This window comes from Corynebacterium sp. HMSC11E11 (assembly GCF_001807025.1).
Classification (GTDB): Bacteria; Actinomycetota; Actinomycetes; order Mycobacteriales; family Mycobacteriaceae; genus Corynebacterium; species Corynebacterium freneyi.
Map to the genome: position 1 here is coordinate 1 of NZ_KV787157.1, position 26,269 is coordinate 26,269.

Here is a 26,269-nt window from a genome sequence, read left to right on the forward strand (position 1 = left end):
GTTTGTCCTTGGGGTGCGGGGCCCGTCTTTTTTGCGTGTGGCGCGTTAGTCGTCGTCCGCAGTTGCGTTGCCACGCGCCAAATAATCGCGGATGCGGCCGATGCCCTCCTCGAGGACTTCGCGTCGCTTGCAGAAACCGAACCGCACCAGATCCCGCCAACGCGGGTCCTCCGGATCTCCGACGAAGGCCGGAACCGGAATGGCTGCCACGCCGACCTTCTCCGGAAGGGCTCGGCATGTCTCCATGGCATCTCCGAGCCCGAGGGGCGACACGTCGGCGACGACGAAGTATCCGCCATCGGCGCCGTGCACCTCGAGGCCGAGCTCGCGCAGACCGGACACGAGCAGATCCCGATTCGAGGCGAGCTCGGCGGCCATCGCGTCGACCCACTCGCCGCATTCGTCCAGGCCCCGCGCCACGGCTGGCTGCACGTGCGTGACGCCGACGTAGCTGAGGAACTGCTTCGCCGTGGTCACCGCGGACAACACCTCCGGACAGCCGAGCACCCACCCCGTCTTCCATCCCGTGACGTTGAACGTCTTCGCGGCGGAGGAAACGATGACGCACCGATCGCGCATGCCGTCCAAGTCGGAGATGGAGAGGTGCGGATGGCCGTCGTAAAGCAAACGCTCGTACACCTCGTCCGCCAGGACGAACGCGCCCGAACCACGGGCCACGTCGGCGATCGCCTCGAGTTCGCCTCGGGTGAAGATGGTGCCCGTCGGGTTGTGTGGGGTGTTGATGATGATCATCGTGGTGTCATCGCGGACGGCGGCGCGCAGCGCGGCGACATCGAGGCGCCACCCGTCGTCGCCGGCGACCAGAGGCACGGCGGTCCACTCCGCGCCGGCGAGGATGGCCGCGGCCCGGTAGGAGTCGTAGAACGGCTCGATGAGCACCACGTGTGCGCCGGGCTCGACGATGCCGAGCACGGCGGCCGTTATGCCCTCGGTGGCGCCGACGGTGACCAGACACTCGGTATCGGGATCCCAGGCCTGCCCCAGGCGGCGACGACGGTCGTCGCAAATCGCGCGACGCAACTCCCCGGTGCCCCGCCCGGGCGCGTACTGATTCTCGCCTCGGCGGATCGCGTCGACTGCTTCGTCGAGCATGACCTGCGGTCCGTCACGGTCCGGGTAACCCTGCCCCAGGTTGATGGCGCCGGTCTCTTGCGCCAGACGGCTCATCGTGGCGAAAATCGTCTCGCCCAGCGGGCGCAAGCGGCGCACGGTGGGGTCCGAATCGGACGTGCTCGTGGGGTCGGTGCTCATGGACACGACGGTAGGCGAATCGCGGTTTGCGGGTGGCAGGATCCGGATCCGCGCGAGCTGGCACAATATGCGGCATGAGTGACCCCATTTCCGGCTTCGATGCCCGGCCCGATTACGATGCCGCCGCCGAGGGCTTCACGCCCGTGACCACCGACGCCGGCAAGCTGCGCCAGTTGGTGGACTACCTGGAGGAACACGTCCCCGCCTACTCGACGACGGTCCCCGTTCCGTGGGAGGGCTCCGCCGACGAGGTCGCCGCCGCTCGGGCCGCGGCGAACGACCGCGCCGCCCGGCTGCCGGACCACATCGTCCATGCGTCGATGCTCGTTCTCGGCGCCGGCGTCGACCACACGCTTCCGTTCGTGGCCTATGACGGCGCCACCGCGTCGTTCGATGATGGAGTCGTGTCGGGGGAGGCCGCGGAGATCCCGGTGCGCGTTTTCGTCCCGAAGAATCCGACGGGCGCCGTGGTCGTCGCGGCGCACGGCGGTGCCTGGTGGATGGGCGACGGCAGCGCCCGCGACGGCGTCTTCGGCCCTGATTGCGCGGCGCTGGCCCAGCGCTCCGGGGCGGTGGTCGTCGACGTCGACGTGCGTCTGGCCCCCGAACACCCGATGCCGGCTGCGGCGGAAGATCTCGTCGCCGTCGTGCGGTGGGTGGCGGAGCAGGCTGCGGCACCGGCGGGGCAGCGGGATCGATTGCTTTGCGACGTCCCGATCGACGCGTCGAAGATCGTCCTGTGGGGCCGGTCCTCCGGGGCCCACGCCTGCGTCATCGCCGCGAGAATGCTCGCCGAGGGGGCCGGGAAGGCGGGGGAGCAGAGCCCGCCGCTGTCGTCGGTGGCGTTGACGGCGCCGTCCCTGGATCTGCGCGGCCGGGCCGCGACGATGCTGCGCGCGGTCTTCGGCACCGAGGACGCGACCGATCCGTCGGTGTCCCCGGCGCTGGGTGACGCGTCCTTCCTGGACACCGTCTACGTCCAGACGGGCACGGAGGACACGACCGTCGCCGGCGGCCCGGAACTCGTGGCGAAGGTGACGGAAGCAGGCGGGACGGCGGTGCTCGACGAGTATCTGGCCACCCACACCGTGGCGCAGCCGTCGGTGCAACGCGCGCGCATCACGGATCTGACCCGACACATTCTCGACGCGACCTGTACGCGGCGCGAGGTGCCGGCGGATGCGGCGGGCGAATACGACAAGGATGCGGTCGACCGCGCCAACGAGGAGTCCTGGGGCCGCTGAATTCTGGCGTCGCTGGGATCCGGCGCCGCTGAACTCCCGGGTCGCCGAGTCCCGAAGTCCCGCGGTCAGAGTCCCGCGGTCAGAGCACCAGCAGGTCGAACTTGGTGGCGCGGACGTCGTCGACGCGGTCGAGGTTGTCGCGCAACAACTGCCAGTCGCCTTCGGGGATGGAACGTTCGGCGTCGCGTCGGATGCGCGACGACGGCGTCGCCCAGGCGATGGGCACCGGCGTGATCTGGTCCCAATGATCGCGGCCGCGGCGGTGCTTGCCGCCCACGGCCACCGAGGGCACGCGCGCTCCGACGGTGCGGGGAGTGCCCGACACCTTCGACACGGTGCGCAACACCAGGGCACGGCGGGGCTCGGCGCCTTCCTCGGAGGCGGTGTCCACCAGCGCCATGAGCGTCATGGTGCGCGGGTCGACTTCGGCGATCATGGCCGGGGCCAACGGCCACGTGTCGTACAGGTCCTGCGGCGTGCCGGTCGTGCCGGGCAGGGTCACCGCCACCCACGCGCACATGGTGCCGAAGGTGATGGACAGGATGCCCAGGAACAGCCCGACCCCGGACGCGCCCAGCATCCACAGCGCCAGCCCGCCGCCGACCCACAGCAGCACGGCCATGATCGCGGCGGACAGGCGCAGGCGCTTGCCGTCGCGGAAGTATTCGTTGTTGGCGGCGTTGTGGGCTTCGTCGACGGTGAAGTCGAAGCTCATCGGATGTTCCTCTCCGGGGGTTCGGGGCCGGGATATTCGGGCCCGCCGCGGCAACCGGTGCCGCGACGATTACGACGACTACGTCGATTACAGGGTATCGCCGGGCAGAGAAGGGCCGAGCAGTTCGTCCGCGTCGACGATGCGGTAGGCGTAGCCCTGCTCGGCGAGGAAACGCTGCCGGTGGGCGGCGTACTCGGTGTCGAGGGTGTCGCGGGCGACGACGGAATAGAAGATCGCACCGCCGCCATCGGACTTCGGACGCAACAGACGCCCCAGGCGCTGCGCCTCCTCCTGCCGCGACCCGAACGTGCCCGACACCTGCACGGCGACGGCCGCCTCGGGCAGGTCGATGGAGAAATTCGCCACCTTCGACACGACGAGGGTGGTCAGCTCCCCGGCGCGGAAAGCGTCGAAAAGCTCCTCCCTCCGCTTGTTCGACGTCTTGCCGTCGATGACCGGCGCGTCGAGGGCCCGCCCCAACTCCTCGAGCTGATCCAGGTAGGCGCCGATGACCAGGGCCGGCTCACCGGGATGGCTTTCCAGCAGCTTTTCGACGACCGGAATCTTCGTCGGCGACGTGGCCGCCAGCCGGTAACGATCGGCCGCCTCCGCGGTCGCGTACACCATCCGCTCCGACTCCGTGAGGGTCACGCGGACCTCGATGCACTCCGCCGGCGCGATCCACCCCTGGGCCTCGATGTCCTTCCACGGGGCGTCGTAACGCTTCGGGCCGATCAAACTGAACACGTCGCCCTCGCGCCCGTCCTCGCGGACCAACGTCGCCGTCAGCCCGAGGCGACGGCGCGACTGCAGATCCGCGCTCATGCGGAACACCGGCGCCGGCAACAGATGCACCTCGTCGTAGATGATCAGGCCCCAATCGCGCGAATCGAACAATTCCAGGGCACGGAACTCGCCCTTCGTCTTGCGGGTGACCACCTGATACGTCGCGATCGTCACCGGGCGGATCTCCTTGCGCTCGCCCGAGTACTCGCCGATCTCATCCTCCGTCAGCGACGTGCGGCGCAGCAGCTCATCGCGCCACTGACGCCCCGCGACGGTGTTGGTCACCAGAATCAACGTCGTGCGCTTGGCATCCACCATCGCGGCCGCACCGACGATGGTCTTGCCGGCACCGCAGGGCAACACGACGACGCCCGAGCCTCCCTCACGGAAGGAATCGGCCGCATGCCGCTGGTAATCGCGCAGATCCCAGTCCACGTGCTCGCCCACCCACTCGATGTCGTGGGCCTCGCCGTCGACGTAGCCCGCCGTGTCGCCCGCCGGCCATCCGACCTTGAGCAGCTCCTGCTTGATGCGGCCGCGCTCGGAGGGGTGCACCGTCCACGTGTCGGCGTCGATCTCCACGCCGAGCATCGGACGGATCTTCTTGTGGCGCGTGATCTCCGCCAACACCGCCGGATCCGACGACTCCAGCACCAGGCCATGGGCCGGGTGCTTCGACAACGTCAGACGACCGTAGCGGTCCATCGTCTCCGCGACGTCGATGAGCAGCGCCTGCGGCACCGGGAACCGCGAATACTTCTCCAGAACATCGACGACCTGCTCCGCGTCATGGCCCGCCGCACGCGCGTTCCACAGCGCCAACGGCGTGATGCGGTAGGTGTGGATGTGTTCCGGGGCCCGCTCCAACTCGGCGAAGGGCGCCAGCGCCGCGCGGGCGGCATCGGCGTCGTCGTGGTCGATCTCGAGGAGGACCGTCTTATCGGACTGGACGATGAGGGGACCGTCGCCGAAGGACACGGGGAATCACCACTGCTTCCGGTTGGGGGATGCTCGGTCGGAGTGCGCGCCGACGGCCGCGCGGGCCGAAACGCGCCAAAACCCCATTATGACCCCGTTCGGGTCACGCGTCGAGGACGACCTCCGTCACACGGTGCAGCAGAAAACGCAGCACCTGCCCCGTCGCCGGATCCACGGCGTCGACCTGCCCGCCCGACACCGTCACCGGGCGGACCCGGCGACGACCGGCGCGGCCGTTGCGGTCGACGAAACCGATGGTCACGTCCAGGCCCGACCGCGCGGCACGGTGGAGCAGCGCCTGGGCGGCCGCCCCCGTGGCGGGATCGTCGTCCATGTCGATGCGGGTGCCTCCGCCGGTGTCGGCGGCACGATCCCCGGCCTGGATGGACTGCAGCGCCTGGCTGATCCGGCCGTCGTCGGCACGCGTCGGGGCGGCGGGGCGGCGCGGAGCCTCGGGTACCCGGAACCGCTCGGGCCGCAGATCCAGCGCCGCGCCCAACGGGTCCTCGGCGATGGCGGACAACCCCGCATCGCGCAGCGCCCCGATCATCGTCGCCGGATCGACCTGTGCGATGGCGACGGTCTCCGCGAGGCGGCGCAGCCCCAACCGTTCGGCCACGGGATCGGCGAGAACCCGCGCGAGCAGCGCCGGATCCTCGCAACGCAGGTACGCCGCGGCGGGACCCCCGCGCAACCGGCCATGCCGACGGGCAACGTCGTCGATGAGGTACGTCACCGACTGCGGCACGTCGCCGAGACTGCTGTCGGACAGGAACGCGTGCAGATCCGCCGCCGACGTCCCAGTGTCCAGGGCGCGGCGCACCGACTCCTCCGACATGCGGTGGACGCTGGCCACCCCGGAGGATTCGAGATCCGTGAACGATTCGAGCGTTTCCAAAAACGCCCCTTCCGCGGGCCCCGGCACGAGGATCGTCAGGTCGGCCTGCACGATGAACCGCGTCGCCGGCGCCGGCAGCGACGAGGCCAGGGCGTCGGCCAGATCGCCGTCGTCGTGAAGCTCTCCGAGATCACCCGCCGCGGCGCGACCCGCGCTCGACGCCCCCGCCCCGATGGCCGACCCGGCGCCGCCGCCGGCCGGCACCGCCAGACCCAGCACCGCGAACTCGGCCAGGATCTGCTCCAGCACCTCATCCGGGCAGTGCGAGGACGCGATCGGGGCCCGCGCCAGGAAACGGGCGCGGACGTCCGGAATGCCGAAACCGGGCTCGGTGCCGTCGCACAGCAGCCGCAGCACCCGCATGCGCAGCTCCGGGGACCCGGCGCGCCGGGCATCGGGGGACAACAGCGCCAGCGGCTTGCCCGTCGGACCCTCCGCACCGATCAGCCACGGCGCCTCCTCCGAGGCGAGCCACCCGGTGATCAGACGCGCCCACCGCCGGGCCGCGGTCTCCTCCAGGAAGGAATCGGCGACGGCCGTCGGCGCGAGGTAATCGCCGCCCGAATCATCCTCGGGCAGGGGCCGCGGCGTGCCCACGTGGATGAGCCCCGCCGCCGACGCCATGGCGACGATGCGCGCCAACTCGAGGTCGCCGACGCCCAGCGCCTCGACGAGCCGCCGGTGCTCGCGCACCCCGATGGTGCCGTCCTTCAACGTCGGCGCCGCGCGATCGCCGAGCAGCTCCAGCAGTGCCCGCACCGAACGCAGCAGCTCCAGCGCCGCCCCCGCGGCAACACCGTCGGCGTCGCGCAGCTCCACGGACTCGGCGGGACCGGGACGCAGGGCGGGCGGACCATCCGGGAGTACGGACCCGCGCATCAGGGCCCGGACCCGGCCGGGCAACCGCACGGTGGAATCGTCCATGCGCTCGAGCAGGCCCGCCGCGATGAGACGCGGCACCGGCAGCGACGGGTCGGCGTCTTCCGCGGCGTCCCGGGTGGTGCCCAGGCCACCGGCGTCGGCGAGCGTGTCCAACAGCTTGCGCTGGCGTTCGTCGGTGGCAGACAGCGCCGCGCGCATCTCCGCCGTCGTTGGCTCTCCGGGCCGGGGGATGAGCCGCCAGCCGGCCGGCAACGCCGCGACGACCTCGTCGGCGACGAGCAGGTGATCCTCCCACTCGCCGGAGGACTTGCGCGTCGACTTGCCCGAAAACGCCCCCGACCCGCCGGGCCCGTCGCCGTGGATGAGCGCCGATTGCCGCAACTCGTCGAGCGCCTCGCGGGCGTGGGCGATCGTCGGCCGCTGCCGCGCCGGCACGCCGACCGCGGCCAGACCGTCCCTAAGCTCGTCGATGACCGCCGCCGCGGCCACCGGTTCGACGTCTCCGCCGAGATCGACGGCGGCTTCGAGGAGCCCGAGTCCGAGCGCGTCGACGTCGGCCAGCGCGCGCTGCACCGACGAACGCAGCTGCAAACGGCCCGCCAGCGCATCGGAGGAACGCGGCGGGGGAGACAGCGCATCGGGGCGCCGGCGCAGCAGCTCGGCGAGGAACCCGTCGGAACGGGCCGCGAGCCAACGGCGAAACGGGGGAAAGGGGGTGGCGTGGGTCATCTCGGCTCCCACATTAGCCCCGGGAAAGGTGACTGGCGTCGCCGTTTCTGAGATGATGATGAGCATGGCTAACGTTCAGAAGAAGAACCAGTACGTTGATCCGGGCTGGCCGCAGGACCTCGCCCCGGGCGAGCACGCCGTCACCGAGTTCGTGGGCCGCTACGCCGGCGCCGATTCCCCCTACGGCGAGACCACTTTCCCGGTTCCGGTGGAGACCCTGAATTACGTCCACCCCACCACCGTCATCAACAAGAACAAGTAGCGACGACGGCCGCACCCGCCGCGGCCCGCGCCCGATGGTCCACGGGATGAACCGGGACCATCGGGCATTCGTCGTGCCCGCGGGCGCCGGGGCAAGGGGGAGACGACGGACGGTGTCGACATGCAGGGTCGACCAACCGCCCATGAGGAAACCGCCTCCGGCAGCGCCCATGAAAAAACCGCCTCCGGCTGAGCCGGGAGGCGGTTTTTCGTGCGGCGGTGCCGCGGTGGCGACGGTCGTCGCCTGGCTCGGCCCGGGACCTTAGACCAGGGCGGGGATGTTGCGGGGCAGGCCGCCGAGGATGTCGTTGTACGCGTCGGTGATCTCGGTCGGCAGGGCGACGCCCTGGGAGGACGCGATGCCGCGGGCCTTGTCCAGGATGGAGTTCAGGTCCGCGATGGAGCGGGCGCCCTGCAGGTCGCCGATGATGGACCGGATGGTGTCGGCGTCGAGCGACGGGGACTCGGGCGCGGCCTGGCGGTCCTGGGCGCCCTGGTTGCCGGCGTAGTTGGCGCGGGCGCCGGAGCTCGGGTGCGGGCGGTCGGTCGGGCCGGAGGACAGGCCCAGCTTGGCGGAGCAGGCCGGCCAGGCGCCCCAGCCCTGCGCGGCGAGGACCTTCTCGGCGACGTAGATCTGCTCGATGCGGGAAGCCTTGTCGGCGGTCGGGGCGAACTCGCCGCCGCCGAAGCCGTTCCAGGTGCCCGCCGCGAACTGCAGGCCACCGTAGTAGCCGTTGCCGGTGTTGATGTGCCAGTTGCCGCCGGACTCGCACTGCGCCAGGCGATCCCAGTCGGAGTCCGGGGCGGCGGTGGCGGTCGGGGCGGCCATCGCGGCGCCGGCGCCGAGGATGGCACCGGTCAGGGCGACCTTGGCGGAGGTGGAGACGAAGTTGCGGTTCTTGATGGCGTGACGGGCCATGTCGGTGGTTTCCCTCTCGTTGATTTCGGTGATTCGCCGTCGGGGTTAGCTGTCGGGTTCGGGCGGAAGGGATGCCCGGCGGACGTGGTTCGTCCGGCTTCACCCCAGGGAGTCGGAACATCGCGGTGGATGTTCGTCCCGTCCGGTTGGTGCCGGTGGTTCCCCCGACCCCGTCTCGATCAGGATGTCGTCCATGAAGTTTTCGCTTGCCGCGGGTCTCCGTGGTGCCGTCCCGGACGGGGTTGGGCGAGGGGCGGCGGAGGGGCCGTGGTGCGTCGTGTGCGTACGGTAGCCGTTGGTAACGGAATAGTCACGTTAGTCGGGGCGGCGGGTGTCGTCGGAGGTTTTGCCGAAGAACGGCTGCTTTACGACGTTGCCGCTGTTCAGGTGGCGTAATGGTGGGCGTGGGGCGGGTGTGAATGCCTAAAAATGTGACCAAGGTCACGTTATGGTGCCGTGATCTTCGGGCGTTTGAGTGGCGTCGGCTATAATCGGTTGTTTCATCGCGGACGGGCGCTCCTGCCCGCCGACGAACGCCGACGAACGATGACCGCCGTTTTTCGCCGACGGCAACGAGAGAAACGGCAACGAGACGAACGGCGACGAGAGAAAGGTGGCCCCGGTGCCCATCGGCAAGGTCAAGTGGTACGACAAGGATCGCGGCTTCGGCTTCGTGTCCAACCCCGGCGGGGAGGACGTCTACGTCGGTCGTGCCGTGCTGCCCGAGGGAGTCGACGAGCTGTTCAAGGGCCAGCGCATCGAATACGACTACGCCGACGGACGCCCGGGGCCCCAGGCGCTGCACATCACGGTCCTGGAGGAGGCTCCGCGCGTCGGCCGGGGAGGCGGGGGACGCCGCCAGGCCAAGCGGCACTCGCCGGCGGACCTCAACGGCATGATCTCCGACATGATCTCGATGCTGGAATCCACCGTTCAGCGTGACCTGCGCGCCGGCCGATACCCGGACCGCAAGGACGGCCACCAGATGGCCGAGGTGCTGCGCGCCGTCGCACGCGAACTCGATCACTGATCTCCGGCGCGGGTGCGGCCGGAGGACAGGCCCGGCTGCGGGGCCGATGCAGCCGCGGTGACGGGGTAAGAGAGGCGCGCGGGGCGGTTACTCGCCGTCGGCGTCGTTGGCCACGGACCAGGTGATGCCGTACGGCACCTCTTCGCCGGCGTCGTCGTGGCCGATGACGGTCGTGGAGACCTCGATGACGCCCAGCGGGACGCGCTCGCCGTTGACCGAGGCCGAACCCGCGACGGATTCCGTCTTCGCCTCGCCCGGCTCCTTCCGGTCCGCCGAGTTCACGGCCTCGTCGACGTAGAAGCGCTGCACCGCCCACGTCACGGAGGCCACCTCGTCGGCGACCTCGATCTCCGCGACCTCCTCCGGTTCGATGGACACGTGCGCGGTGGCGTCGTCGTCGGTGGTGCAGGCGCCCTCGCCCTCTTCGAACATGTTGCAGATGCGGTAGGGGAGAACCTCGATCTCCTCGTCGCCGAGGCGCACCGTCATGGTCAGCGCCGCCGGATCCTCCACGGTGTCGTCGTTGGCGCGGTCGAGGACCAGGACCAGGCCCGTGATGATCAGCGCGACGGCGACGATCACGCCGATGATCCGCCACGTCTTCTTGTTCGCCAGGGTCGCCACGGGCACGCTCCTCCGCTCGTCGTCGCCGGGCGTCGTCGGACGCCCGAACCGCAGGTCAGTCTAACGGCGATCATTCGGCCGGCGTGAACCGGACCTCGAACAAGGTGGGCCAGTACTTTCCGGTCACCAGGAAATGGTCGGTGCCCGGGACATTCGCGATGCCGTTGAACACGTCCGCGCGGTCGCGGGCCTCCGGCGACAGCGACTCGACGAGCGTGGTGGCGTCGGCGAAACCGGTGACCTCGCCGGTGTCCGGGTCGATGCGGACGATGTCGTTGGTCATCCACCGGTTCGCCCACACCTCCGGGCCATCCGGGCCGTCGACGCATTCGAGCTCGTTGAGCTGGTCGACGAGGACGTCGCCGACGACGACGTCGACGCTCCCGGTCTCCTCGAAGGTCTCCGGGTCGCGGAAGGTCAGGGTGTGCGAACCGTCGGACATCACCAGCCGATCGCCCTGATCGCACAGGCCCCATCCCTCGCGGGAGTACTCGACGCGGCCGGTTTCCTCCAACGTCACCGCATCGCGGGCGAAGGCGACGCCCTTCTTCCACGTCAACTGCCACACGCGGTCGCCGGAGCGGGTGATGCCCTCGCCGAAGAACTCCCGGGGCAGGTCGCGGCGATCCTCCGCCGGGGACCCGGCGCGCCAGTCGCGCACCCGCCAGATCGCCGACTCTCCGTACTGCCCGGTGCCGATCAGCAACGACCCGTCGTCGTCGATCTCCAGCCCCTGCGTGAAGGCCCCGTCGTCGAAGGGATGCTCGGCGACGACCTCGATGTTCAAACGGGGAATCGCGGCGATGGCATCCGCCCCGTTCGCGCCGTAGCCCCCGCCGGCCGCCGATTCCGCCGCACCCGACGACCCGGCCGCAGACGTCGCCGGCGCGTCGTCGTCAAGCGAATCGGAGGAACAGCCCGCCACGAGCAGGACGGTCGACAAGATCCCGGCCGAAACGGCCTTCGCGCTGAGCTTCATGCACCTCATCCTAGAATGGCCACCGTGACAGACAATCGACGCCGCCGTTCCCGCAATCGCCGCCGCTCCCGCGGACCCCTGTTCGGCGAGCGGGCCGTCGACATCGCCCGCGCCGCAATCGACGACATGGACGAAGGACCCGCGGGCGACCACGTCGGGGTCACCGTCACCCACCCGGGGGTGGTGGTGCACCGCTTCGCCGCCGACCTGCCCGGCTACCGCGGATGGGAATGGCACGTGGTGCTCGCGTGCGCGCCGGGCACCGACCACATCACCGTCAGCGAAGTCGCCCTCGTCCCCGGCGACAGCGCCCTGTGCGCCCCCGAGTGGGTGCCGTACGAGGACCGGCTGCGCCCCGGCGACCTCGGCCCGCGGGACCTGCTGCCCGCCGCAGCCGACGACCCCCGCCTGACGACGGCCGACCCCGAAGACCGCGAACTGTCGGAGGAGGGCCTGCGGCAGACCGCCAAACGCTGGCTCGACGGCGACACCGGCCCGCACGGCGAATTCGCCGACGAGGCGCTGCGCCACTGCGGCACCTGCGCCTTCTTCATCCCCCTGGAGGGACCCCTCGGCGCCGATTTCGGGGCGTGCGCCAACGAATGGACCTTCGACGCCGACGTGGTCAACGTCGACCACGGCTGCGGCGCGCACTCGGCCACCCCCGAGGTCACCGGCGCGGGCGCCCCCGAGGGCCGCGCCTACGACGACCAGGAGATCGTGGAACGGGCGGATCTTCGCGGCAACCGGCGCGGCGACGACTGACCCGCCGCCCGTGTTGCCCGGCGGGGGCCGGGGGTGCGATTCTGAGAAGCGCATTAACGATCCCCGGTCGCCGCGCCCAACCGCGTCGGCCGGCTTTCAGACTTTTTCAGACTGGAGCGCAAGCGCATGGCCGAATCCAAGGTGGAGCCCGCATCCGCACTCGATCGCTACTTCAGCATCACCGAGCGCGGCTCGACCATCGTCACCGAGGTCCGTGGCGGCGTCGTCACGTTCTTCGCGATGGCGTACATCATCCTCCTCAACCCGCTGATCCTCGGCGGCATCGAGGACGTCGAGGGCACCGTCCTGTCGGTGCCGCAGGTCGCCGCCATGACCGCGTTCGCGGCGGGCGTGATGACCATCCTGTTCGGCGCGTTCGCCAAGTACCCGTTCGGCATCGCCGCGGGTCTGGGCATCAATACCCTGGTGGCGGTCACCTTCGTCGCCAATGAGGGCCTGACCTGGCCCGAGGCGATGGGCCTGGTGGTCATCGACGGCATCATCATCGTGGCGCTGGCGGTGTCCGGGTTCCGCTCGGCGGTGTTCGAGGCGATCCCGCCGTCGCTGAAGGCGGCGATGGCCGTCGGCATCGGCCTGTTCATCTCCATCATCGGCTTCGTCGACGGTGGCCTGGTCCGCCGCATCCCCGACGCCGCGGGCACGACCGTGCCGGTGCAGCTGGGCATCGGCGGCCACATCACGTCGTGGCCGACGGCGGTGTTCGTGCTGGGCATCATCATCTGCGGCGTCCTGGTGGTGCGGAAGGTGCCGGGCGGCCTGTTCATCGGCATCGTGATCAACACGATCATCGCGCTCATCGTCGAGGCGCTGACCAAGTCGGGTCCGTCGTTCGTCGACGGCGAGCCGAACCCGAACGGCTGGAGCCTGGCCGTGCCGGGCGCCCCGGACGGCATCGGCGGGCTGCCGGACATGTCGCTGCTGGGCCAGTTCGACATGTTCGGCGCGTTCGTGCGCGTCGGCGTCATCGGCGCGACGATGCTGGTGTTCACCCTGGTGTTGGCGAATTTCTTCGACGCGATGGGCACGATGACGGGCCTGGGCAAGCAGGCGGGCCTGGCCGGCGAGGACGGCGTTTTGCCGGACATGAAGCGCGCCCTGGTCGTCGAGGGCCTCGGTGCGGTGGTGGGCGGCGCGACCTCGTCGTCGTCGAACACCGTCTACGTCGACTCCGCCGCGGGCATCGGCGACGGCGCCCGCACGGGCCTGGCCAACGTGGTCACGGGCCTGCTGTTCCTGCTGGCGATGTTCTTCACGCCGTTGTACGAGATCGTCCCGGTCGAGGCTGCGGCCCCGGTGCTGGTCATCGTCGGCGCGATGATGATGGCGCAGATCACCGAGATCGACTTCACCCGTTTCGACATCGCGTTGCCGGCGTTCATGACCATCGTGATCATGCCGTTCACGTACTCCATCGCCAACGGCATCGGCGTCGGCTTCATCACCTACGTTCTGCTGGCGTTGTTCTCGGGCCGCGCCCGCGAGGTCCATCCGCTGCTCTACGTCGTCGCCGCGCTGTTCCTGGTGTACTTCGGCATCGAGCCGGTGTCGGCGATGCTGGGCGCGTAGCGGTGTCGCCGCGTCGCATCCGGGTCGATGATCCGGCGGATCCCCGTCTCGACGACGTCCGCGATCTGAACCGTTCGGATTCCCGCCCCGATTTGCCGGGCGGCAAGGGGCTGGTCATCGCGGAGGGGGCGTTGATCGTCCCCCGTTTGGCGGGGTCGAGGTTTCCGTTGCGCTGCATCGTGGGCACGCCGCGCCGTTTGGATGCGCTTGACGACGACCTGTCGTCCGGCGACCCGGCGGCACGGGAGGCGGCGCTGTCGGTGCCGTGGTTCGAGGTGGACCGTCCGGTGCTCGCCGGGGCGGTGGGTTTCGACATGCACCGGGGGTTGCTCGGGGTGGCCGACCGGGCCCCGGAGCCGTCGGTGGCGGAGGTCGTCGACGGGGCGCGCACGTTGCTCATCCTCGAGGGCGTGGGCGATCACGAGAACATCGGCGCCATGTTCCGCAATGCCGCGGGCATGGGCGTCGACGGGGTGCTCTTCGGGGCGGCCTGCGCGGATCCGCTGTACCGGCGCGCGGTGCGGGTGTCGATGGGCCATGTGCTGCGCCTGCCGTTCGCGCATCTGCCGGGCACGACGACCACGTGGCAGCGGTCGTTGCAGGGCTTGCGGGAGCGGGGTTTCCGCATCGTCGCGATGACCCCGGGGGAGGGGGCGGTCGACCTGTGGGAGGCGATGGCGCACGAGAAGGTGGCGATCCTCGTCGGCGCGGAGGGCCCGGGGCTGACGGAGCACGCGATGCGCGCGGCGGACGTCCGCGCCCGCATCCCGATGGCCGACGGCACCGACAGCCTCAACGTGGCCACCGCGGCCGCGATCGGCTTCTACGAACGGTTGCGCTTCTGAATCGTCGCCCAGGCCTTCTTGCCCAGCCCGCGGATGCCCTCGCCGAGTGAACGGGCGCCGTCGGCGGCGGCGCGGCCGAATTTGCGGAGGCCCTCGGCGGCGTCGTCGGAGGCCCGGGGCGAGTGGTCCTCGTAGTCGTCGTAGTCGATTTCCCCTGCGGCGGGGTGGGGGATGTCGCGCGTCGCCCGGGCGCGCCGGGCGGTGACGGGTTCCTGCGCCGAGGCGCGGCGGCCGTCGATGGCGAAGGCGCTGACGGGGATGTCGGGGCCGGGGTCGGCGGGATCGAAGCCCAGCCATGCCTCGGCCGCGGCGTCGGCCAGTTCGGCGGGGACGAAGGGCATGGCCACGCCCCGGCGCGGGCCGCCGGCGGGCTGCTCGTCGGCGGCTTCGGGCTTGCGGCGGCCGGCCCAAAAGTCGCCTTCGAAGACGTCGGGAACCCCGATGTCCTCGATGATGGTGAACCGCGTCGCGGAGAACGCGCGCTTGAGTTCACCGGCCCGCCAGTGGGCGAAGGCCCCGAAGCCGGTGTCCGGGTCGGAGGCAAAGGCGTACACGTCGGTGGCGGCGATTCCCCGCAGGTAGCGCCCGGGCAGGTCGGACAGCCGCGAGACGTCGTCGAGGACGGTCTGCACCACGGCCAATCCGTCGAATCCACCGATGTAGAACTCGCCGGCACCGGCGGGCGCCGACCTGTTCAACGGGAAATCGCCGATGGGCGTCACCGTCAGCCGCGGGTCGAGCAGCGCCAGGTACTTGCGGCCGAAGCCCCGGTCATGGTCGGGTTCGGCGGTCAGGACGGCCAACGGCTCGGCGGCCGTGACGAACCAGATCGTGGCGACGCCCGCGCGCCGCCCCTGGGTCGAGTTCATCGCCCCGCCCGTCACTTGCGGTCCGTGGGTCGCACCCCGAGCAGCACGTCCTCCCAGGAGGGCATGACGGTCTTGCGCCGGCGCTTCGGCGCGGGGCCGTCTTCCGGATGGCGCAGGAACTCGTCGTCATCGTGGTCGTCGTGGTCGTCCCGTCCATCAGCCGCGGCACCCGACTCGGGCCCGGCGCTTTCCGACGATCCGCGGCCGCCGGGAAGCGGCGCTTCGTCGACTGGAGGCGCGGGACGCAGACCGGGGGCCGCGTCCTCCACAGACGACAGGTTGCGGCGGGGACGGGCGAAGTCGGGGTCGACGAGCTCCGCGGCGATGGTGTTGCGGGCGACCGTCGACGCCGAGGCGCCCTCGGCGTGGAACGCCCACTCCGCGGTGGTCGTCGAATGGCCGGCCGACCAGGTCACGCCGATGATCCACTGCCCGGCGGGGTCGCGCCACGCATCCCATTCCGACGTGCCCAGGTCGAGGCCCCGGGCGGCGAAGGCGGTGGCCAGAATCTCCCACAACGTCAGCTGGGCGGGGCCATCCGCACGGCGCGGACGCGACTGCTTGCCCAACTCCGCGATGCGCGCCCGCTCCGCGAGCACCGGATGGGCGAAGGGCTCGATCCGGCGGGCCGGCATGCCCGTCAACTCGACGAGCTCGTCGACCGAGGCACCCGCGCGAACGCGATCCTGGATCTCCCGGGGACGCAGCACCATCTTCGGCTCCGACGGTTCCGCCGGTTCCGTCGGTGCGGACGGTTCAGGGGACCCGTCAGAGGTCGCGGAAGGCTCGGACGATGCGGCGGTCTCCGGCTTGTACCCGGTCTCCCCGGCCTCGTCGCCATCCCCGGCGCCACGGTCGGACTCGGCCGCTGCGGCATCGACGTCGGCGTCGTCACGCGAACCATCGGCGGGGGAGGACACGGCGGCGACCAACTCGCGCAGCTCATCGGTGACCGGCAGAACGTACCGCTCCGCGTCCCCCTCGCCGGAATCCGCGGCGACGAGGACGATGGTCCCCGGCTCGCCGGCGTCCGCGATGGGCTTCAATTCCCGCATTCGACAACCTCCTGGGAATGACCGCCGTGTACTTTCCCCCATGCTAAACGACGAAACCCCCGCTCGGCCGCCATGACGATGAAGCGGCGTGTGCGGGGATTCGCCCGAATCGGGGCGGGGCTTGCGGCTAGGCCGAAGCGTGGCCGTTGTCGAGGATCCAGTCGATCGCGCCGGTCAGCTTCTTGATGTCCTCCGGGTCGATGGCCGGGAACATGCCGATGCGCAGCTGGTTGCGACCCAGCTTGCGGTACGGCTCCGTGTCCAGGATGCCGTTGGCGCGCAGGATCTTGGCGACCTTCGCCGCGTCGACGTCATCCGCGAAGTCGATGGTGCCGACGACCAGCGAGCGAGCGGCCTCGTCCGCCACGTACGGGGAGGTCTCCGAGCGGCCCTCGGCCCACCGGTACAGGTGCGACGAGGACTCGGTGGTGCGGGCGACCATGCCGTCGAGGCCGCCGTTGGCGTTCATCCACTTGACCTGATCGGCCAGCATGAGCAGCGTGCCCACGGCCGGGGTGTTGTAGGTCTGGTTCTTCAGGGAGTTGTCCACCGCGGTCTGCAGGTTGAGGAACTCCGGGATGAAGCGGTCGGAGGCGTTGATCTTGGCGATGCGCTCCAGGGCGGCCGGGGACATCGCGGCCAGCCACAGGCCACCGTCCGACGCGAAGCACTTCTGCGGGGAGAAGTAGTAGGCGTCGGCCTGGGAGATGTCGACCGGCAGGCCGCCGGCGCCGGAGGTCGCGTCGATGGCGACCAGCTGGCCCTCGGAGCCCTCCGGACGGACGACGGGCACCATCGCGCCGGTCGAAGTCTCGTTGTGCGCCCAGGCGATGAGGTCGACGCCCTCCTCGCCCGCGACCGGCTTCGGCGCGGTGCCCGGCTCGCCCTCGATGACCTGCGGGGCGTCGAGCCACGGCGCCAGCTTGGCGGCCTTGGCGAACTTCGACGAGAACTCGCCGAAGGACAGGTGCGCCGACTTCTTCTCGATGAGCCCGAAGGTGGCGGCGTCCCAGAAGGCGGTCGCGCCACCCAGGGACAGGATGATCTCGTAGCCGTCGGGCAGCGAGAAGAGCTCGGACAGGCCCTCGCGGACCTCGCCGACGACGTTCTTCACGGCCGGCTGGCGGTGCGACGTGCCCATGATGTTCGTGGCGCCGTCGACGACGGCCTGGATCTGGGACGGGCGGACCTTGGACGGGCCGCAGCCGAAGCGGCCGTCGCCGGGGAGGAACTCGGCGGGCAGGGAGGGGAACTGATCGCTCATTTGGGCGCAACCTTTCGGTGGGTTATGGACCACCTAGACTCTAACGCCCCGGGTGCGGGCGGGTCACGGGCGGGGGATCGTGCCCGAATCCCCCGGTCCGGGTGAGGGGCCGGAGGGGGCCTTCAGGTGTGGCGAATTGCTATTCGCAAAGTTAACAAAATGTGAAGATTGCAAAGTGTAGCGTGTGCAATGTAACGGAATGTCGAGATGGCCGTTTCGGCTGCTCCGGCGTGGTTGGGGGTGGATTTGCTTTCGGAGGGGGAGGTGTTTGGCGGGTGGTGCGCGAAAGTATCTGAATGGTCGGGTGCGGCGGTTGCCGTGGGGGGCTTGCATATGTCGTGACCTGCTTAAACGTGGTGTTGCCACTTTGCGGGGAAGTCGTTAAGCTGGCCGCCGCGCCGCCGTGCAGGGAAAACTGCGGGGGTAAGGGTGTTGCCGCCCTCACATTCTTTGCTAGAGTGTGCCGCAGTCCACTGCTGGCGGTTGAGTATGGCTCGGCCGGGCCCCGGTGTGAAGCGGGCGAAGACGTTCATCGTCCGATCCGCACCGGGCACCATCCGCGTGATCTTCCGGATCTGCGGATAGTGTGGGCCGTGGCCGGCGAGACAACGCCGGATTGCCTGAACGACACATTTTCAGCGAAAGGGAAGTTGTGGCTACTGAGAACAACAAGGCCGTGCTCCACTACCCCGGCGGCGAGTTCGAGATGGACATCGTCAACGCCACCGAGGGCAACGACGGTATCGCGATCGGCAAGCTCCTGGCCGAGACCGGTCTGACCACCTTCGACCCCGGCTACACCGCCACGGGTTCGACCAAGTCCGCGATCACCTACATCGACGGCGGCAACGGCATTCTCCGCCACCGCGGTTACCCGATTGAGCAGCTGGCCGAGCAGGCCACGTTCAACGAGGTGTCCTACATGCTGATCAACGGCGAGCTCCCCACCCCGGAGGAGCTGGAGAAGTTCAACCACGACATCCGCCACCACACCCTGCTGGACGAGGACTTCAAGCGCGCCTTCTCCATCTTCCCGCGCGGCGCCCACCCGATGGCCACCCTGGCCTCCTCGGTCAACATCCTCTCGTCCTACTACCAGGACGAGCTCGACCCGTCCGACCCGGAGCTGCGCGCCCTGGCGACCTCCCGCCTCATGGCCAAGGTCCCGATGCTCGCCGCCTACGCCTACCGCGCCTCGAAGGGCCAGCCGTACCTCTACCCGGACAACTCCCTGAACGCGCGCGAGAACTTCATGCGCATGATGTTCGGCTTCCCGTCCGCCAAGTACGAGGTCGACCCGGTTCTGGTCGACGCCCTGGACAAGCTGCTCATCCTGCACGCCGACCACGAGCAGAACTGCTCCACCTCGACCGTGCGCATGGTCGCCTCCTCCGGCGCCAACATGTTCGTCTCCATCGCCGCGGGCATCAACGCCCTGTCCGGCCCGCTGCACGGCGGCGCCAACCAGGCCGTCCTGGAGATGCTCGAGGACATCAAGAACAACCACGGCGGCGACGCGACCGACTTCATGAACCGCGTCAAGAACAAGGAGCCGGGCGTCCGCCTCATGGGCTTCGGCCACCGCGTGTACAAGTCCTACGACCCGCGCGCGGCCATCGCCAAGAAGACCGCCCACGACGTGCTGGAGCACCTCGGCGGCGACGAGCTGCTGGATCTGGCCATGAAGCTCGAGGAGATCGCGCTCGCCGACGACTACTTCGTCCAGCGCAAGCTCTACCCGAACGTCGACTTCTACACCGGCCTGATCTACCGCGCCATGGGCTTCCCCACGGACTTTTTCACCGTGCTGTTCGCCATCGGCCGCCTGCCGGGCTGGATCGCCCACTTCAACGAGCAGGTCACCGATCCGGCCTCGAAGATCAACCGTCCCCGCCAGATCTACATCGGCGAGAACGAGCGCGACTTCGTGCCCCGCGACAAGCGCTAAGAGCCTTCGCTCGACGAACGCCGACACCCCGTGCCGCCTCTCGGCGGGACGGGGTGTCCGTCGTTTTCCGCACGACGACTCCCGTCCGAGCGCCCACCCGGCGTCGCGGGTTGCATTAGACTTCACACGAAGAAACCGAACCGAAGCGGCCACGGCGGGCACGATGTGCGCGCCCGGTCGCCGATACGAGGAGACTCACCATGACGAAGCCCGAACTCGGCGCCAAGTCCGGCCCGGCCCCCACCGAATTGGTCATCAACGACATCACCGTCGGCGACGGTGCCGAGGCGACCCCCGGTGCCCGCGTCGAGGTCCACTACGTGGGCGTCGAATACGAGACCGGCGACGAGTTCGACTCGTCGTGGAACCGCGGCCAGTCCATCGAGTTCCCGCTCAACGGCCTCATCGCCGGTTGGCAGGAGGGCATCCCCGGCATGAAGGTCGGCGGCCGCCGCGAGCTCATCTGCCCGCCGGAGAAGGCCTACGGCCCCGCCGGCGCCGGCCACTTCCTGTCGGGCAAGACCCTCGTCTTCGTCATCGACCTGCTCGACGTCAAGTAAGTCGCACGGCACCACGCACACCAGGCGACGCACGGAGGGCACCGGGCAATGTGTTCAACGCGCGGCGCGCCAAGAGGTGCTCGACGCGCGTGACAAAGGGGCGCGGTCGGCGGAACACCCGCCGGCCGCGCCCCTTTCGCATGCCCGGTCAGCTTCCGAGCGCGAACTCCCGATAATGGGCGAACCGCTGCTCGCGGCCGACGCGCTCCGGTGCGGTCTCCAGCGTCCACAGCGCGTGGGCGATGGCGCCGAGGACGCGGTCGACCAGGTCCTCCCGGTTCTCCGGCTCGGCGATGACTTCGTCGACGACCCCGGCCGCCAGCAGCGCCTCGGCCCCGACGCGCTGTGCCTCCATCATTTCGGGGGCGTGCTCGGTGTCGCGGTGGATGATCGCCGACGCGCCCTCGGGCGGCAGCGGCGACAACCACGCGTCGTGCATGGCCAGCGCACGGTCGGCGGGCAGCATGGCCAACGCCCCGCCGCCGCAGCCCTGGCCGAGGATCATGGACACGGTGGGCACGCGAACGTCGAGCAGCGCGGTGAGGGTGCGGGCGATTTCTCCGGCCATCGCGTTTTCCTCGGCGTCCTTGGTCAGCTCGGCGCCGGCGGTGTCGATGACGGTGACCAGCGGGATCCGCAGGCTTTCGGCCAAGCGGATCGCCCGCTGGGCGAAGCGCAGCGACCCCGGACCCATCGGATCGGGGCCCAACGGAGGCTGCTGGTGGCGGTCCTGGACCACGAGCACGACCGGGCGGCCGGCGATGCGGGCCAGCACGGCGCGCACCGCGCGGTCGCTTTCGCCGTCGCCGGTGCCGGACAGCGGGACGGAGCGGTCCTCGAGGGCGGCGAGGATGTCGCCGCCGCCCGGGCGCGACTCCATGCGGGTGCGCAGAATCGACTCCCAGGCGCTGCGGCCGTCGGGCACCGCGTTCGGCGCCGGGGCGGGTTCCGAGGTCTCGACGTCGGGCATGAGAACGTCGATGGTGCGGCGCACCGAACCGCGCAGCTCCTCCGGCGAAATGACGCCGTCGATGATGCCGCGCTCGAACAGGTTCTCGGCGGTCTGCACGCCCTCCGGGATGCCCGTGCCGGTGGTCAGCTCGACGACGCGCGGGCCGAGGAAGCCGAGCAGCGCCCCCGGCTCGGCGAAGGTGAAGTGCCCCGAGGAGCCCCACGACGCCATGACTCCGCCGGTGGTGGGGTTGCGCAGGTACACGAGGAACGGCAGGTGCGCGTCCTTGTGGCGGGCGACGGCGGTGGTGATGGACACCATCATCGCGAACGCCGGCGTGCCCTCCTGCATGCGCGTGCCGCCGGACGTGGGGGACAGCAGCAGCGGCAGCCCCTCGGCGGTGGCGCGCTCGATGCCGAGGATGATGCGGCGCGCCGTCGCCGCGCCTATGGAACCGGCAAGGAAAGAAAACTCCGAGCAGATCACCGCCACGCGGCGGCCGCCGACCTCGCCCTCGCCGGTGAGCACCGCCTCGTCGACCCCCGACTTCTCGCGCGCCCGCTCCAGCGTCGCGGCGTAGTCGGCGTCGATGTCGCCGTAGTCCGGCGGGGTGTCCCAGCTGCGGTACGTGCCCCGGTCAATGACGGAATCGATGAGTTCGCGTGCGCTCGTGCGTGACATGCCCCCAGGTTATGGCAAAGAAATCCTTCCCGCGCCGGGCGGGCCCCATGTCCTCGGGTGATCTCTGCCGGTGTGATCTCGACCGCCCCGGAGCGCCGCCTCTCCGCCCGCCCGCCGCACGAAACCTGGATAATGGGCGAGTACCGGGCAACCGGGAAAACCGGCCACGATCGCGCGTCGAAGGCGCCCGGCGATCGGGCAGCGGCAGGCGAAGGGCGCCGAAACGGAGAATCACCCGGCGATGAAGACCATTCTGGACCTCGACACTGGCATCGACGACGCGCTGGCGCTGGCGTACGCGCTCGGTTCGCCGGAGCTGGAGCTCATCGGCGTGACCGGCACGTACGGCAACGTCCTGATGAAGGACGGCGTGGCCAACGACCTGTCGCTGCTGGACCTGTTCGGCCGTCAGGATGTGCCGGTTTTCCACGGCGAGCCGCACGCGTCGACGAAGGACGGTTTCGAGGTCCTGGAGATTTCGGCGTTCATCCACGGCCGCAACGGCATCGGCGAGGTCGATCTGCCGGCGTCGCAGCGCTCGGTCGACGAGCGCGGCGCGGTGGATTTCCTCGTCGATTCGGTCCGGGAGCACGGCGATGATCTGGTCATCGTCGCCACGGGCCCGATGACGAACCTGGCCGCCGCCATCGACCGCGACCCGGAGTTCGCGGCCAACGCGCGGATCGTCATCATGGGCGGCGCCCTGACCGTGCCGGGCAACGTCCGTCCGTGGGCGGAGGCAAACATCAACCAGGACCCGGAGGCGGCGGACAAGCTTTTCCGTTCCGGCGCCGACGTCACCATGATCGGCCTCGACGTCACGCTGCAGACGCTGCTGACCTACGAGGAGACGAAGCAGTGGCGTGAGCTGGGCACCGAGGCGGGTCGCGTGCTGGCGGACATGACGGACTATTACATCAAGGCCTACGACACGACGGCGCCGCACCTGGGCGGTTGCGGCCTGCATGATCCGCTGGCGGTGGGCGTCGCGGTCGATCCGTCGTTGGTGACGGTCATCGAGCACAACATGAAGGTCGACGTCGACGGCGAGACCCGCGGCCGCACCATCGGCGACGAGGTCCGGCTCAACGATCCGGAGAAGAACGTCAAGGTCGCGGTGGGCGTGGACGTCGAGCGGTTCCTGTCGGAGTTCATGTCGCGGATCGGGTCGGTGGCGGCCCGTGGCTGAGGTGGCGGCGCTTGTCGACGGCCTGTCGTCCGCGCCGCGCGCCGTGGCGGTGGTGGGCTCCGCCAATGCCGACCTGACGGTTCGGGTGGCCGCGTTGCCCAAGCCGGGGGAGACCATCGCCGGAGGTCCGTTGGTGGTGTTGCCGGGAGGAAAGTCGGCGAACCAGGCGGCGACGGTGGCTCGCCTCGGCGTGGGTGCGTCGTTCATCGGGGCGGTCGGCGACGACCCCAATGGCGTGATGCTGCGCGATGCGCTCGTCGATGCCGGGGTGGACGTCGCGCACCTGTCGGAGTCGGGGGAGGCCACCGGCACCGCGATGATCCTCGTCGACGATGACGCGGAAAATTGCATCGTCATCTCCCCGGGGGCGAACGGCACCGTCGACGCGGATCTCGTCGCCGGGCACGCCGACGCCATTCGGGACGCCGAGGTGCTGGGCCTGTGCCTGGAGGTCGGGGATGACGCGGTGGTCGAGGCTGCGCGCATCGCCCACGAGGCGGGCGTGACCGTGGTGTTCAACCTGTCGCCCGTGCGAGAGGTGCCGGAGGAGCTGCTGGAGCTGGTCGACGTGCTCATCGTCAACGAGCACGAGCTGGCCGCCCTGGTCGGTGATGCGGCGGCGGCCGAGGGCGCCGAATCCGGCGATTGGTCCGACGCCGCGACCGCGCTGGCCGCCAAGCACGGCATCCGCACCGCCGTGGTCACCCTCGGCGGTGCGGGATCGGTGGTCGTGGAATCCGGGGAAGCCGGGGAGTCCGACGCGGTGACGGCCACCCGCATCGACGCGGTGCCCGTCGACGTCGTCGACACCACCGGCTGCGGCGATTCCTACATGGGCGCCCTCATGGCGGGGCTGGCGTCCGGGGCATCCGTCAACGACGCCGCCCGACTCGCGGCCGCGGTGGCGGCGTTTGCGGCGGGCGGCGAGGGGGCGCAGGCGTCCTACGGCACCGCCGACCAGGTCCGGCGATTCGCCGAGAACGGTCGGAGGGGCTGACTGCCCCCCGCCCCGGGGTAGGGCGGGGTTGGCCTGCCGTGTCTCGGGGAGGGGGTGATCTCCCGTCTCCGGGAGCGAGGGAGCGGGGGGAGCAGGGGGAGCGGGCCAATCAGCCCTTCAGGGCCTGCATCCAGGTGACGCGGGAACCGGTGTGCAGCACGGTGCGCGGGTAGATCTTCGCCGCGAGGAACAGCATGAGCAGGCAGCTGGCGGCGAGGATCGCGCCGGTGCCGAGCAGCTGCAGGCCGGAGAAGTTGCCCATCGCGTACTGCAGCGGCGCCGTGGTCACGGAGGCCGGCGGGATCCACGACGCGACCTGCATGAACGTCGAATCCAGCTGGGACCAGCCGAACGCCGGGACGTAGATGGCCACGAAGGCCAGGATCATCACCGGCATCTGCGCGGCGCTGAAATCCTCCATGCGGCTGACCAGCGAACCTGCCGCGGCGTACATGGCGGCGAAGAGGATGTATCCGAGGAGGAAGAACGGAAGCAGGGTGGCCACCGCACCCCACGGGATGTCGAAGTCGTCGGCCAAACCGGTGGCCACGATGGTCACCGACGCCGCCGCGACGATCGCGGCCAGCATGATCGCGCCGGCCAGGCCCGCGCCGATGATCTTGCCCGCCAGCAGGTGCAGCGGGCGGATGGTCGCCAGCATGATCTCGACGACGCGGGAGGACTTCTCCTCGATGACCGAGCTGGCCACGGAGCCGCCGAACATCATGATTCCGGTGATCATCACCATGACGCCGGCGCCGACGACGAGCAGCGCGGCGAAGTCCACGTCCTGCACGGTCTGCGGCGTCACCGACCCTCGGGCGGCGGCCTGCGCCACGGCGGCGGGGTCGCCGCCCTGCTCGGCGATGGCCTCGGCCTGCAGCTGCTGGGCCAGTGCGGAATTCAGGGTCGAGGCCAGCATGTCGGGGGCGCCGTCCTGCAGAAGCGTCCACTCGTCGTCGCCGGCGGGCAGCAGGGCGGCGTCGACGGCGTCGTCGTCGAGCAGGGCCCTGGCCTCGTCCTCCGATGCCGCGGCCCGCGTCTCGACGGGAGTCGGGGTGGTGCCCTCCGGGGCGTCGGCCAGCGCGTCGGCGAACGGGGCCTCTCCGACGACGGCGATGACCGTCGGTTCCGCGGCCTCTCCGTCGTCGCGGGTCAGGTACGCGGCGAGCAGAACGCCGCCGACGGCGAGGACGATGCCCAGGATGAGCGTGACCACCGACCCTTTCTTCACCAGGTTCTCGCGGAGCTCGCGCTTTGCGACGAGACCGATGGCCGTCGAGGCGCGGTAACCGTCACGGGGGGTGTTTCGGGTGCTCATGACTGGACGACCTCCTGGTACAGCTCGGTCAGGGGAATGTTGACGGGCCCGAAGGAATGCACCGGGCCGTGGGAACGGGCGAGATCGAGGAGCTGCTGGTCGACGTCGTCGGGGGCGCCGTCGGCAAGCGTGACGACGGTGCGGCCACCGTCGGCGACGGTGGTGGACGCGACGCCGGGAACGTCGTCGGCCCAGTTCGCCGGGGCGGAGGGGACGTCGACTCCGATGAGGGAGGGGCCCTTCGCCCGCAGCTCGGCGACGGTGCCCTCGGCGAGCATGCGGCCGTCGCGGATGATGCCGACGCGATCGCACAACCGCTCCACCAGATCCAGCTGGTGGGAGGAGAAGACCACGGGGATGCCGCGGTCGGCGCGCTCCCGCAGCACCCGCGACATCACGCCGACGGCGATCGGATCGAGGCCGGAGAACGGCTCGTCGAGGACCAGCACCTCCGGATCGTGGACCAGCGCCGCGGCAAGCTGCACGCGCTGCTGATTGCCCAGGGACAGGGTGTCGACCTTGTCGCCGGCGCGCTCGGAGAGATCGAGCGTCTCCAGGAGAGACTCGGCGCGGTCCTTCGCGGTCGGACCGTCCAGTCCGTGGAGCCGGGCGAAGTAGATCAGCTGATCGAGCACTTTCTCCTTCGGGTACAGGCCGCGCTCCTCCGGCATGTAACCGATGGTGCGGCGGGACGTGTCGTCGAGGGGAGCGTCGCCGAGGCGGACCTCGCCGCCGTCCGTGGACAGCACGCCCAGGGCGATGCGCATGGTCGTGGTCTTGCCGGCGCCGTTGGCGCCGACGAACCCGTAGATCTCTCCGGGGTGGACGGTGAAGCTCATGCCGTCGAGGACCCGGAGATCCCCGTAGGACTTGCGGAGGTCATCGATGATCAGCGGTGTGCCGGTCATGGTCGCCTTCC

At 70.1% G+C, this 26,269-nt stretch carries 23 protein-coding genes and 1 riboswitch; of the genes, 10 read left to right on the forward strand and 13 right to left on the reverse strand.

Features of this window, described 5'->3' with window-relative positions; all coding sequences use genetic code 11:
* Nucleotides 1-45: 45 nt before the first annotated feature.
* A complete protein-coding gene (locus HMPREF3121_RS09190; protein WP_070522596.1) occupies nucleotides 46-1,272 on the reverse strand; it encodes an aminotransferase class I/II-fold pyridoxal phosphate-dependent enzyme in 1,227 nt (408 codons plus the stop codon).
* Between the two features lie 74 nt (nucleotides 1,273-1,346).
* Here HMPREF3121_RS09190 and HMPREF3121_RS09195 point away from each other — a divergent pair, with 74 nt between their 5' ends.
* The gene (locus HMPREF3121_RS09195; protein ID WP_070522599.1) at nucleotides 1,347-2,516 is read left to right on the forward strand and encodes an alpha/beta hydrolase; all 1,170 of its coding nucleotides are present in this window, start codon (nucleotides 1,347-1,349) and stop codon (nucleotides 2,514-2,516) included.
* A gap of 79 nt (nucleotides 2,517-2,595) precedes the next feature.
* On the opposite strand, the gene HMPREF3121_RS09200 is transcribed toward HMPREF3121_RS09195, so the two are convergent.
* The 3 genes from HMPREF3121_RS09200 to HMPREF3121_RS09210 form a co-directional block, all read right to left on the reverse strand.
* The gene (locus HMPREF3121_RS09200; protein ID WP_070522601.1) at nucleotides 2,596-3,231 is read right to left on the reverse strand and encodes a DUF3239 domain-containing protein; all 636 of its coding nucleotides are present in this window, start codon (nucleotides 3,229-3,231) and stop codon (nucleotides 2,596-2,598) included.
* 87 nt (nucleotides 3,232-3,318) lie between these two features.
* The gene (locus HMPREF3121_RS09205; protein ID WP_070522604.1) at nucleotides 3,319-4,995 is read right to left on the reverse strand and encodes a DNA repair helicase XPB; all 1,677 of its coding nucleotides are present in this window, start codon (nucleotides 4,993-4,995) and stop codon (nucleotides 3,319-3,321) included.
* A 103-nt stretch (nucleotides 4,996-5,098) separates the two neighbouring features.
* Nucleotides 5,099-7,504 (reverse strand): helicase-associated domain-containing protein, encoded by a 2,406-nt coding sequence (locus HMPREF3121_RS09210; RefSeq protein WP_070522606.1) that lies wholly within the window; start codon nucleotides 7,502-7,504, stop codon nucleotides 5,099-5,101.
* Nucleotides 7,505-7,568: 64 nt separating this feature from the next.
* On the opposite strand from HMPREF3121_RS09210, the gene HMPREF3121_RS09215 reads away from it, so the two are divergent.
* The gene (locus tag HMPREF3121_RS09215) at nucleotides 7,569-7,766 is read left to right on the forward strand and encodes a hypothetical protein (RefSeq protein ID WP_070522680.1); all 198 of its coding nucleotides are present in this window, start codon (nucleotides 7,569-7,571) and stop codon (nucleotides 7,764-7,766) included.
* Nucleotides 7,767-8,027: 261 nt separating this feature from the next.
* Here HMPREF3121_RS09215 and HMPREF3121_RS13000 read toward each other — a convergent pair whose 3' ends face one another.
* Nucleotides 8,028-8,684, reverse strand: coding sequence for a transglycosylase family protein (locus tag HMPREF3121_RS13000; RefSeq protein ID WP_070522610.1), 657 nt, complete (start codon nucleotides 8,682-8,684; stop codon nucleotides 8,028-8,030).
* A 19-nt stretch (nucleotides 8,685-8,703) separates the two neighbouring features.
* Nucleotides 8,704-8,884: riboswitch (cyclic di-AMP (ydaO/yuaA leader) on the reverse strand.
* Nucleotides 8,885-9,306: 422 nt separating this feature from the next.
* Here HMPREF3121_RS13000 and HMPREF3121_RS09230 point away from each other — a divergent pair.
* Nucleotides 9,307-9,714 (forward strand): cold-shock protein, encoded by a 408-nt coding sequence (locus HMPREF3121_RS09230; protein ID WP_070522683.1) that lies wholly within the window; start codon nucleotides 9,307-9,309, stop codon nucleotides 9,712-9,714.
* A gap of 87 nt (nucleotides 9,715-9,801) precedes the next feature.
* Here HMPREF3121_RS09230 and HMPREF3121_RS09235 read toward each other — a convergent pair whose 3' ends face one another.
* Both HMPREF3121_RS09235 and HMPREF3121_RS09240 read right to left on the reverse strand, forming a co-directional pair.
* The gene (locus HMPREF3121_RS09235) at nucleotides 9,802-10,338 is read right to left on the reverse strand and encodes a DUF2771 family protein (protein WP_168161390.1); all 537 of its coding nucleotides are present in this window, start codon (nucleotides 10,336-10,338) and stop codon (nucleotides 9,802-9,804) included.
* Nucleotides 10,339-10,408: 70 nt separating this feature from the next.
* Nucleotides 10,409-11,317: a glutaminyl-peptide cyclotransferase gene (locus HMPREF3121_RS09240; protein WP_246816123.1), complete on the reverse strand. Its 909-nt coding sequence runs from the start codon at nucleotides 11,315-11,317 to the stop codon at nucleotides 10,409-10,411.
* Nucleotides 11,318-11,332: 15 nt separating this feature from the next.
* On the opposite strand from HMPREF3121_RS09240, the gene HMPREF3121_RS09245 reads away from it, so the two are divergent.
* The 3 genes from HMPREF3121_RS09245 (at nucleotide 11,333) to HMPREF3121_RS09255 (ending at nucleotide 14,514) form a co-directional block, all read left to right on the forward strand.
* Nucleotides 11,333-12,082, forward strand: coding sequence for a DUF3027 domain-containing protein (locus tag HMPREF3121_RS09245; RefSeq protein ID WP_070522619.1), 750 nt, complete (start codon nucleotides 11,333-11,335; stop codon nucleotides 12,080-12,082).
* Between the two features lie 126 nt (nucleotides 12,083-12,208).
* Nucleotides 12,209-13,669 (forward strand): NCS2 family permease, encoded by a 1,461-nt coding sequence (locus tag HMPREF3121_RS09250; protein ID WP_070522622.1) that lies wholly within the window; start codon nucleotides 12,209-12,211, stop codon nucleotides 13,667-13,669.
* A 2-nt stretch (nucleotides 13,670-13,671) separates the two neighbouring features.
* Nucleotides 13,672-14,514 (forward strand): TrmH family RNA methyltransferase, encoded by an 843-nt coding sequence (locus HMPREF3121_RS09255; protein ID WP_141743053.1) that lies wholly within the window; start codon nucleotides 13,672-13,674, stop codon nucleotides 14,512-14,514.
* On the opposite strand, the gene HMPREF3121_RS09260 is transcribed toward HMPREF3121_RS09255, so the two are convergent.
* The 3 genes from HMPREF3121_RS09260 to serC all read right to left on the reverse strand — a co-directional run bounded on the left by HMPREF3121_RS09260 (nucleotide 14,493) and on the right by serC (nucleotide 17,702).
* The gene (locus HMPREF3121_RS09260) at nucleotides 14,493-15,383 is read right to left on the reverse strand and encodes a DUF6928 family protein (protein ID WP_070522693.1); all 891 of its coding nucleotides are present in this window, start codon (nucleotides 15,381-15,383) and stop codon (nucleotides 14,493-14,495) included. The two genes, HMPREF3121_RS09255 and HMPREF3121_RS09260, sit on opposite strands and share 22 nt — an antisense overlap.
* An 11-nt stretch (nucleotides 15,384-15,394) precedes the next feature.
* A complete protein-coding gene (sepH, locus tag HMPREF3121_RS09265) occupies nucleotides 15,395-16,438 on the reverse strand; it encodes a septation protein SepH (RefSeq protein ID WP_070522624.1) in 1,044 nt (347 codons plus the stop codon).
* Nucleotides 16,439-16,565: 127 nt separating this feature from the next.
* Nucleotides 16,566-17,702 (reverse strand): phosphoserine transaminase, encoded by a 1,137-nt coding sequence (gene serC, locus HMPREF3121_RS09270; protein WP_070522627.1) that lies wholly within the window; start codon nucleotides 17,700-17,702, stop codon nucleotides 16,566-16,568.
* Between the two features lie 652 nt (nucleotides 17,703-18,354).
* On the opposite strand from serC, the gene HMPREF3121_RS09275 reads away from it, so the two are divergent.
* Both HMPREF3121_RS09275 and HMPREF3121_RS09280 read left to right on the forward strand, forming a co-directional pair.
* Nucleotides 18,355-19,650 carry a citrate synthase gene (locus tag HMPREF3121_RS09275; RefSeq protein ID WP_083291577.1) on the forward strand — a complete coding sequence of 432 codons (1,296 nt, stop codon included), beginning with the start codon at nucleotides 18,355-18,357 and terminating at the stop codon, nucleotides 19,648-19,650.
* A gap of 200 nt (nucleotides 19,651-19,850) precedes the next feature.
* A complete protein-coding gene (locus HMPREF3121_RS09280) occupies nucleotides 19,851-20,210 on the forward strand; it encodes an FKBP-type peptidyl-prolyl cis-trans isomerase (protein WP_035120389.1) in 360 nt (119 codons plus the stop codon).
* 148 nt (nucleotides 20,211-20,358) lie between these two features.
* On the opposite strand, the gene HMPREF3121_RS09285 is transcribed toward HMPREF3121_RS09280, so the two are convergent.
* Entirely contained in the window at nucleotides 20,359-21,843 is a 1,485-nt protein-coding gene (locus HMPREF3121_RS09285; RefSeq protein ID WP_070522630.1) for a carboxyl transferase domain-containing protein, read from the reverse strand.
* 241 nt (nucleotides 21,844-22,084) lie between these two features.
* On the opposite strand from HMPREF3121_RS09285, the gene HMPREF3121_RS09290 reads away from it, so the two are divergent.
* Nucleotides 22,085-23,032 (forward strand): nucleoside hydrolase, encoded by a 948-nt coding sequence (locus HMPREF3121_RS09290; RefSeq protein WP_070522633.1) that lies wholly within the window; start codon nucleotides 22,085-22,087, stop codon nucleotides 23,030-23,032.
* On the forward strand, nucleotides 23,025-24,029 hold the full coding sequence (locus HMPREF3121_RS09295; protein ID WP_070522636.1) for a ribokinase: 1,005 nt from the start codon (nucleotides 23,025-23,027) through the stop codon (nucleotides 24,027-24,029). Before HMPREF3121_RS09290 ends, HMPREF3121_RS09295 begins: the two co-directional genes overlap by 8 nt.
* Before the next feature lie 109 nt (nucleotides 24,030-24,138).
* Here HMPREF3121_RS09295 and HMPREF3121_RS09300 read toward each other — a convergent pair whose 3' ends face one another.
* Both HMPREF3121_RS09300 and HMPREF3121_RS09305 read right to left on the reverse strand, forming a co-directional pair.
* Entirely contained in the window at nucleotides 24,139-25,350 is a 1,212-nt protein-coding gene (locus HMPREF3121_RS09300) for an ABC transporter permease (protein WP_070522641.1), read from the reverse strand.
* On the reverse strand, nucleotides 25,347-26,258 hold the full coding sequence (locus tag HMPREF3121_RS09305; RefSeq protein WP_070522644.1) for an ABC transporter ATP-binding protein: 912 nt from the start codon (nucleotides 26,256-26,258) through the stop codon (nucleotides 25,347-25,349). Before HMPREF3121_RS09305 ends, HMPREF3121_RS09300 begins: the two co-directional genes overlap by 4 nt.
* Nucleotides 26,259-26,269 lie beyond the last annotated feature (11 nt).

Coding starts and splice junctions, on each gene's coding strand:
- HMPREF3121_RS13000 (WP_070522610.1), bottom strand. CDS start 8,684: ATGGCCCGTCACGCCATCAAGAACCGCAACTTCGTCTCCACCTCCGCC.
- HMPREF3121_RS09260 (WP_070522693.1), bottom strand. CDS start 15,383: ATGAACTCGACCCAGGGGCGGCGCGCGGGCGTCGCCACGATCTGGTTC.
- HMPREF3121_RS09305 (WP_070522644.1), bottom strand. CDS start 26,258: ATGACCGGCACACCGCTGATCATCGATGACCTCCGCAAGTCCTACGGG.
- HMPREF3121_RS09190 (WP_070522596.1), bottom strand. CDS start 1,272: ATGAGCACCGACCCCACGAGCACGTCCGATTCGGACCCCACCGTGCGC.
- HMPREF3121_RS09245 (WP_070522619.1), top strand. CDS start 11,333: ATGGCCACCGTGACAGACAATCGACGCCGCCGTTCCCGCAATCGCCGC.
- HMPREF3121_RS09290 (WP_070522633.1), top strand. CDS start 22,085: ATGAAGACCATTCTGGACCTCGACACTGGCATCGACGACGCGCTGGCG.
- serC (WP_070522627.1), bottom strand. CDS start 17,702: ATGAGCGATCAGTTCCCCTCCCTGCCCGCCGAGTTCCTCCCCGGCGAC.
- HMPREF3121_RS09240 (WP_246816123.1), bottom strand. CDS start 11,317: ATGAAGCTCAGCGCGAAGGCCGTTTCGGCCGGGATCTTGTCGACCGTC.
- sepH (WP_070522624.1), bottom strand. CDS start 16,438: ATGCGGGAATTGAAGCCCATCGCGGACGCCGGCGAGCCGGGGACCATC.
- HMPREF3121_RS09195 (WP_070522599.1), top strand. CDS start 1,347: ATGAGTGACCCCATTTCCGGCTTCGATGCCCGGCCCGATTACGATGCC.
- HMPREF3121_RS09200 (WP_070522601.1), bottom strand. CDS start 3,231: ATGAGCTTCGACTTCACCGTCGACGAAGCCCACAACGCCGCCAACAAC.
- HMPREF3121_RS09210 (WP_070522606.1), bottom strand. CDS start 7,504: ATGACCCACGCCACCCCCTTTCCCCCGTTTCGCCGTTGGCTCGCGGCC.
- HMPREF3121_RS09280 (WP_035120389.1), top strand. CDS start 19,851: ATGACGAAGCCCGAACTCGGCGCCAAGTCCGGCCCGGCCCCCACCGAA.
- HMPREF3121_RS09300 (WP_070522641.1), bottom strand. CDS start 25,350: ATGAGCACCCGAAACACCCCCCGTGACGGTTACCGCGCCTCGACGGCC.
- HMPREF3121_RS09215 (WP_070522680.1), top strand. CDS start 7,569: ATGGCTAACGTTCAGAAGAAGAACCAGTACGTTGATCCGGGCTGGCCG.
- HMPREF3121_RS09250 (WP_070522622.1), top strand. CDS start 12,209: ATGGCCGAATCCAAGGTGGAGCCCGCATCCGCACTCGATCGCTACTTC.
- HMPREF3121_RS09285 (WP_070522630.1), bottom strand. CDS start 21,843: ATGTCACGCACGAGCGCACGCGAACTCATCGATTCCGTCATTGACCGG.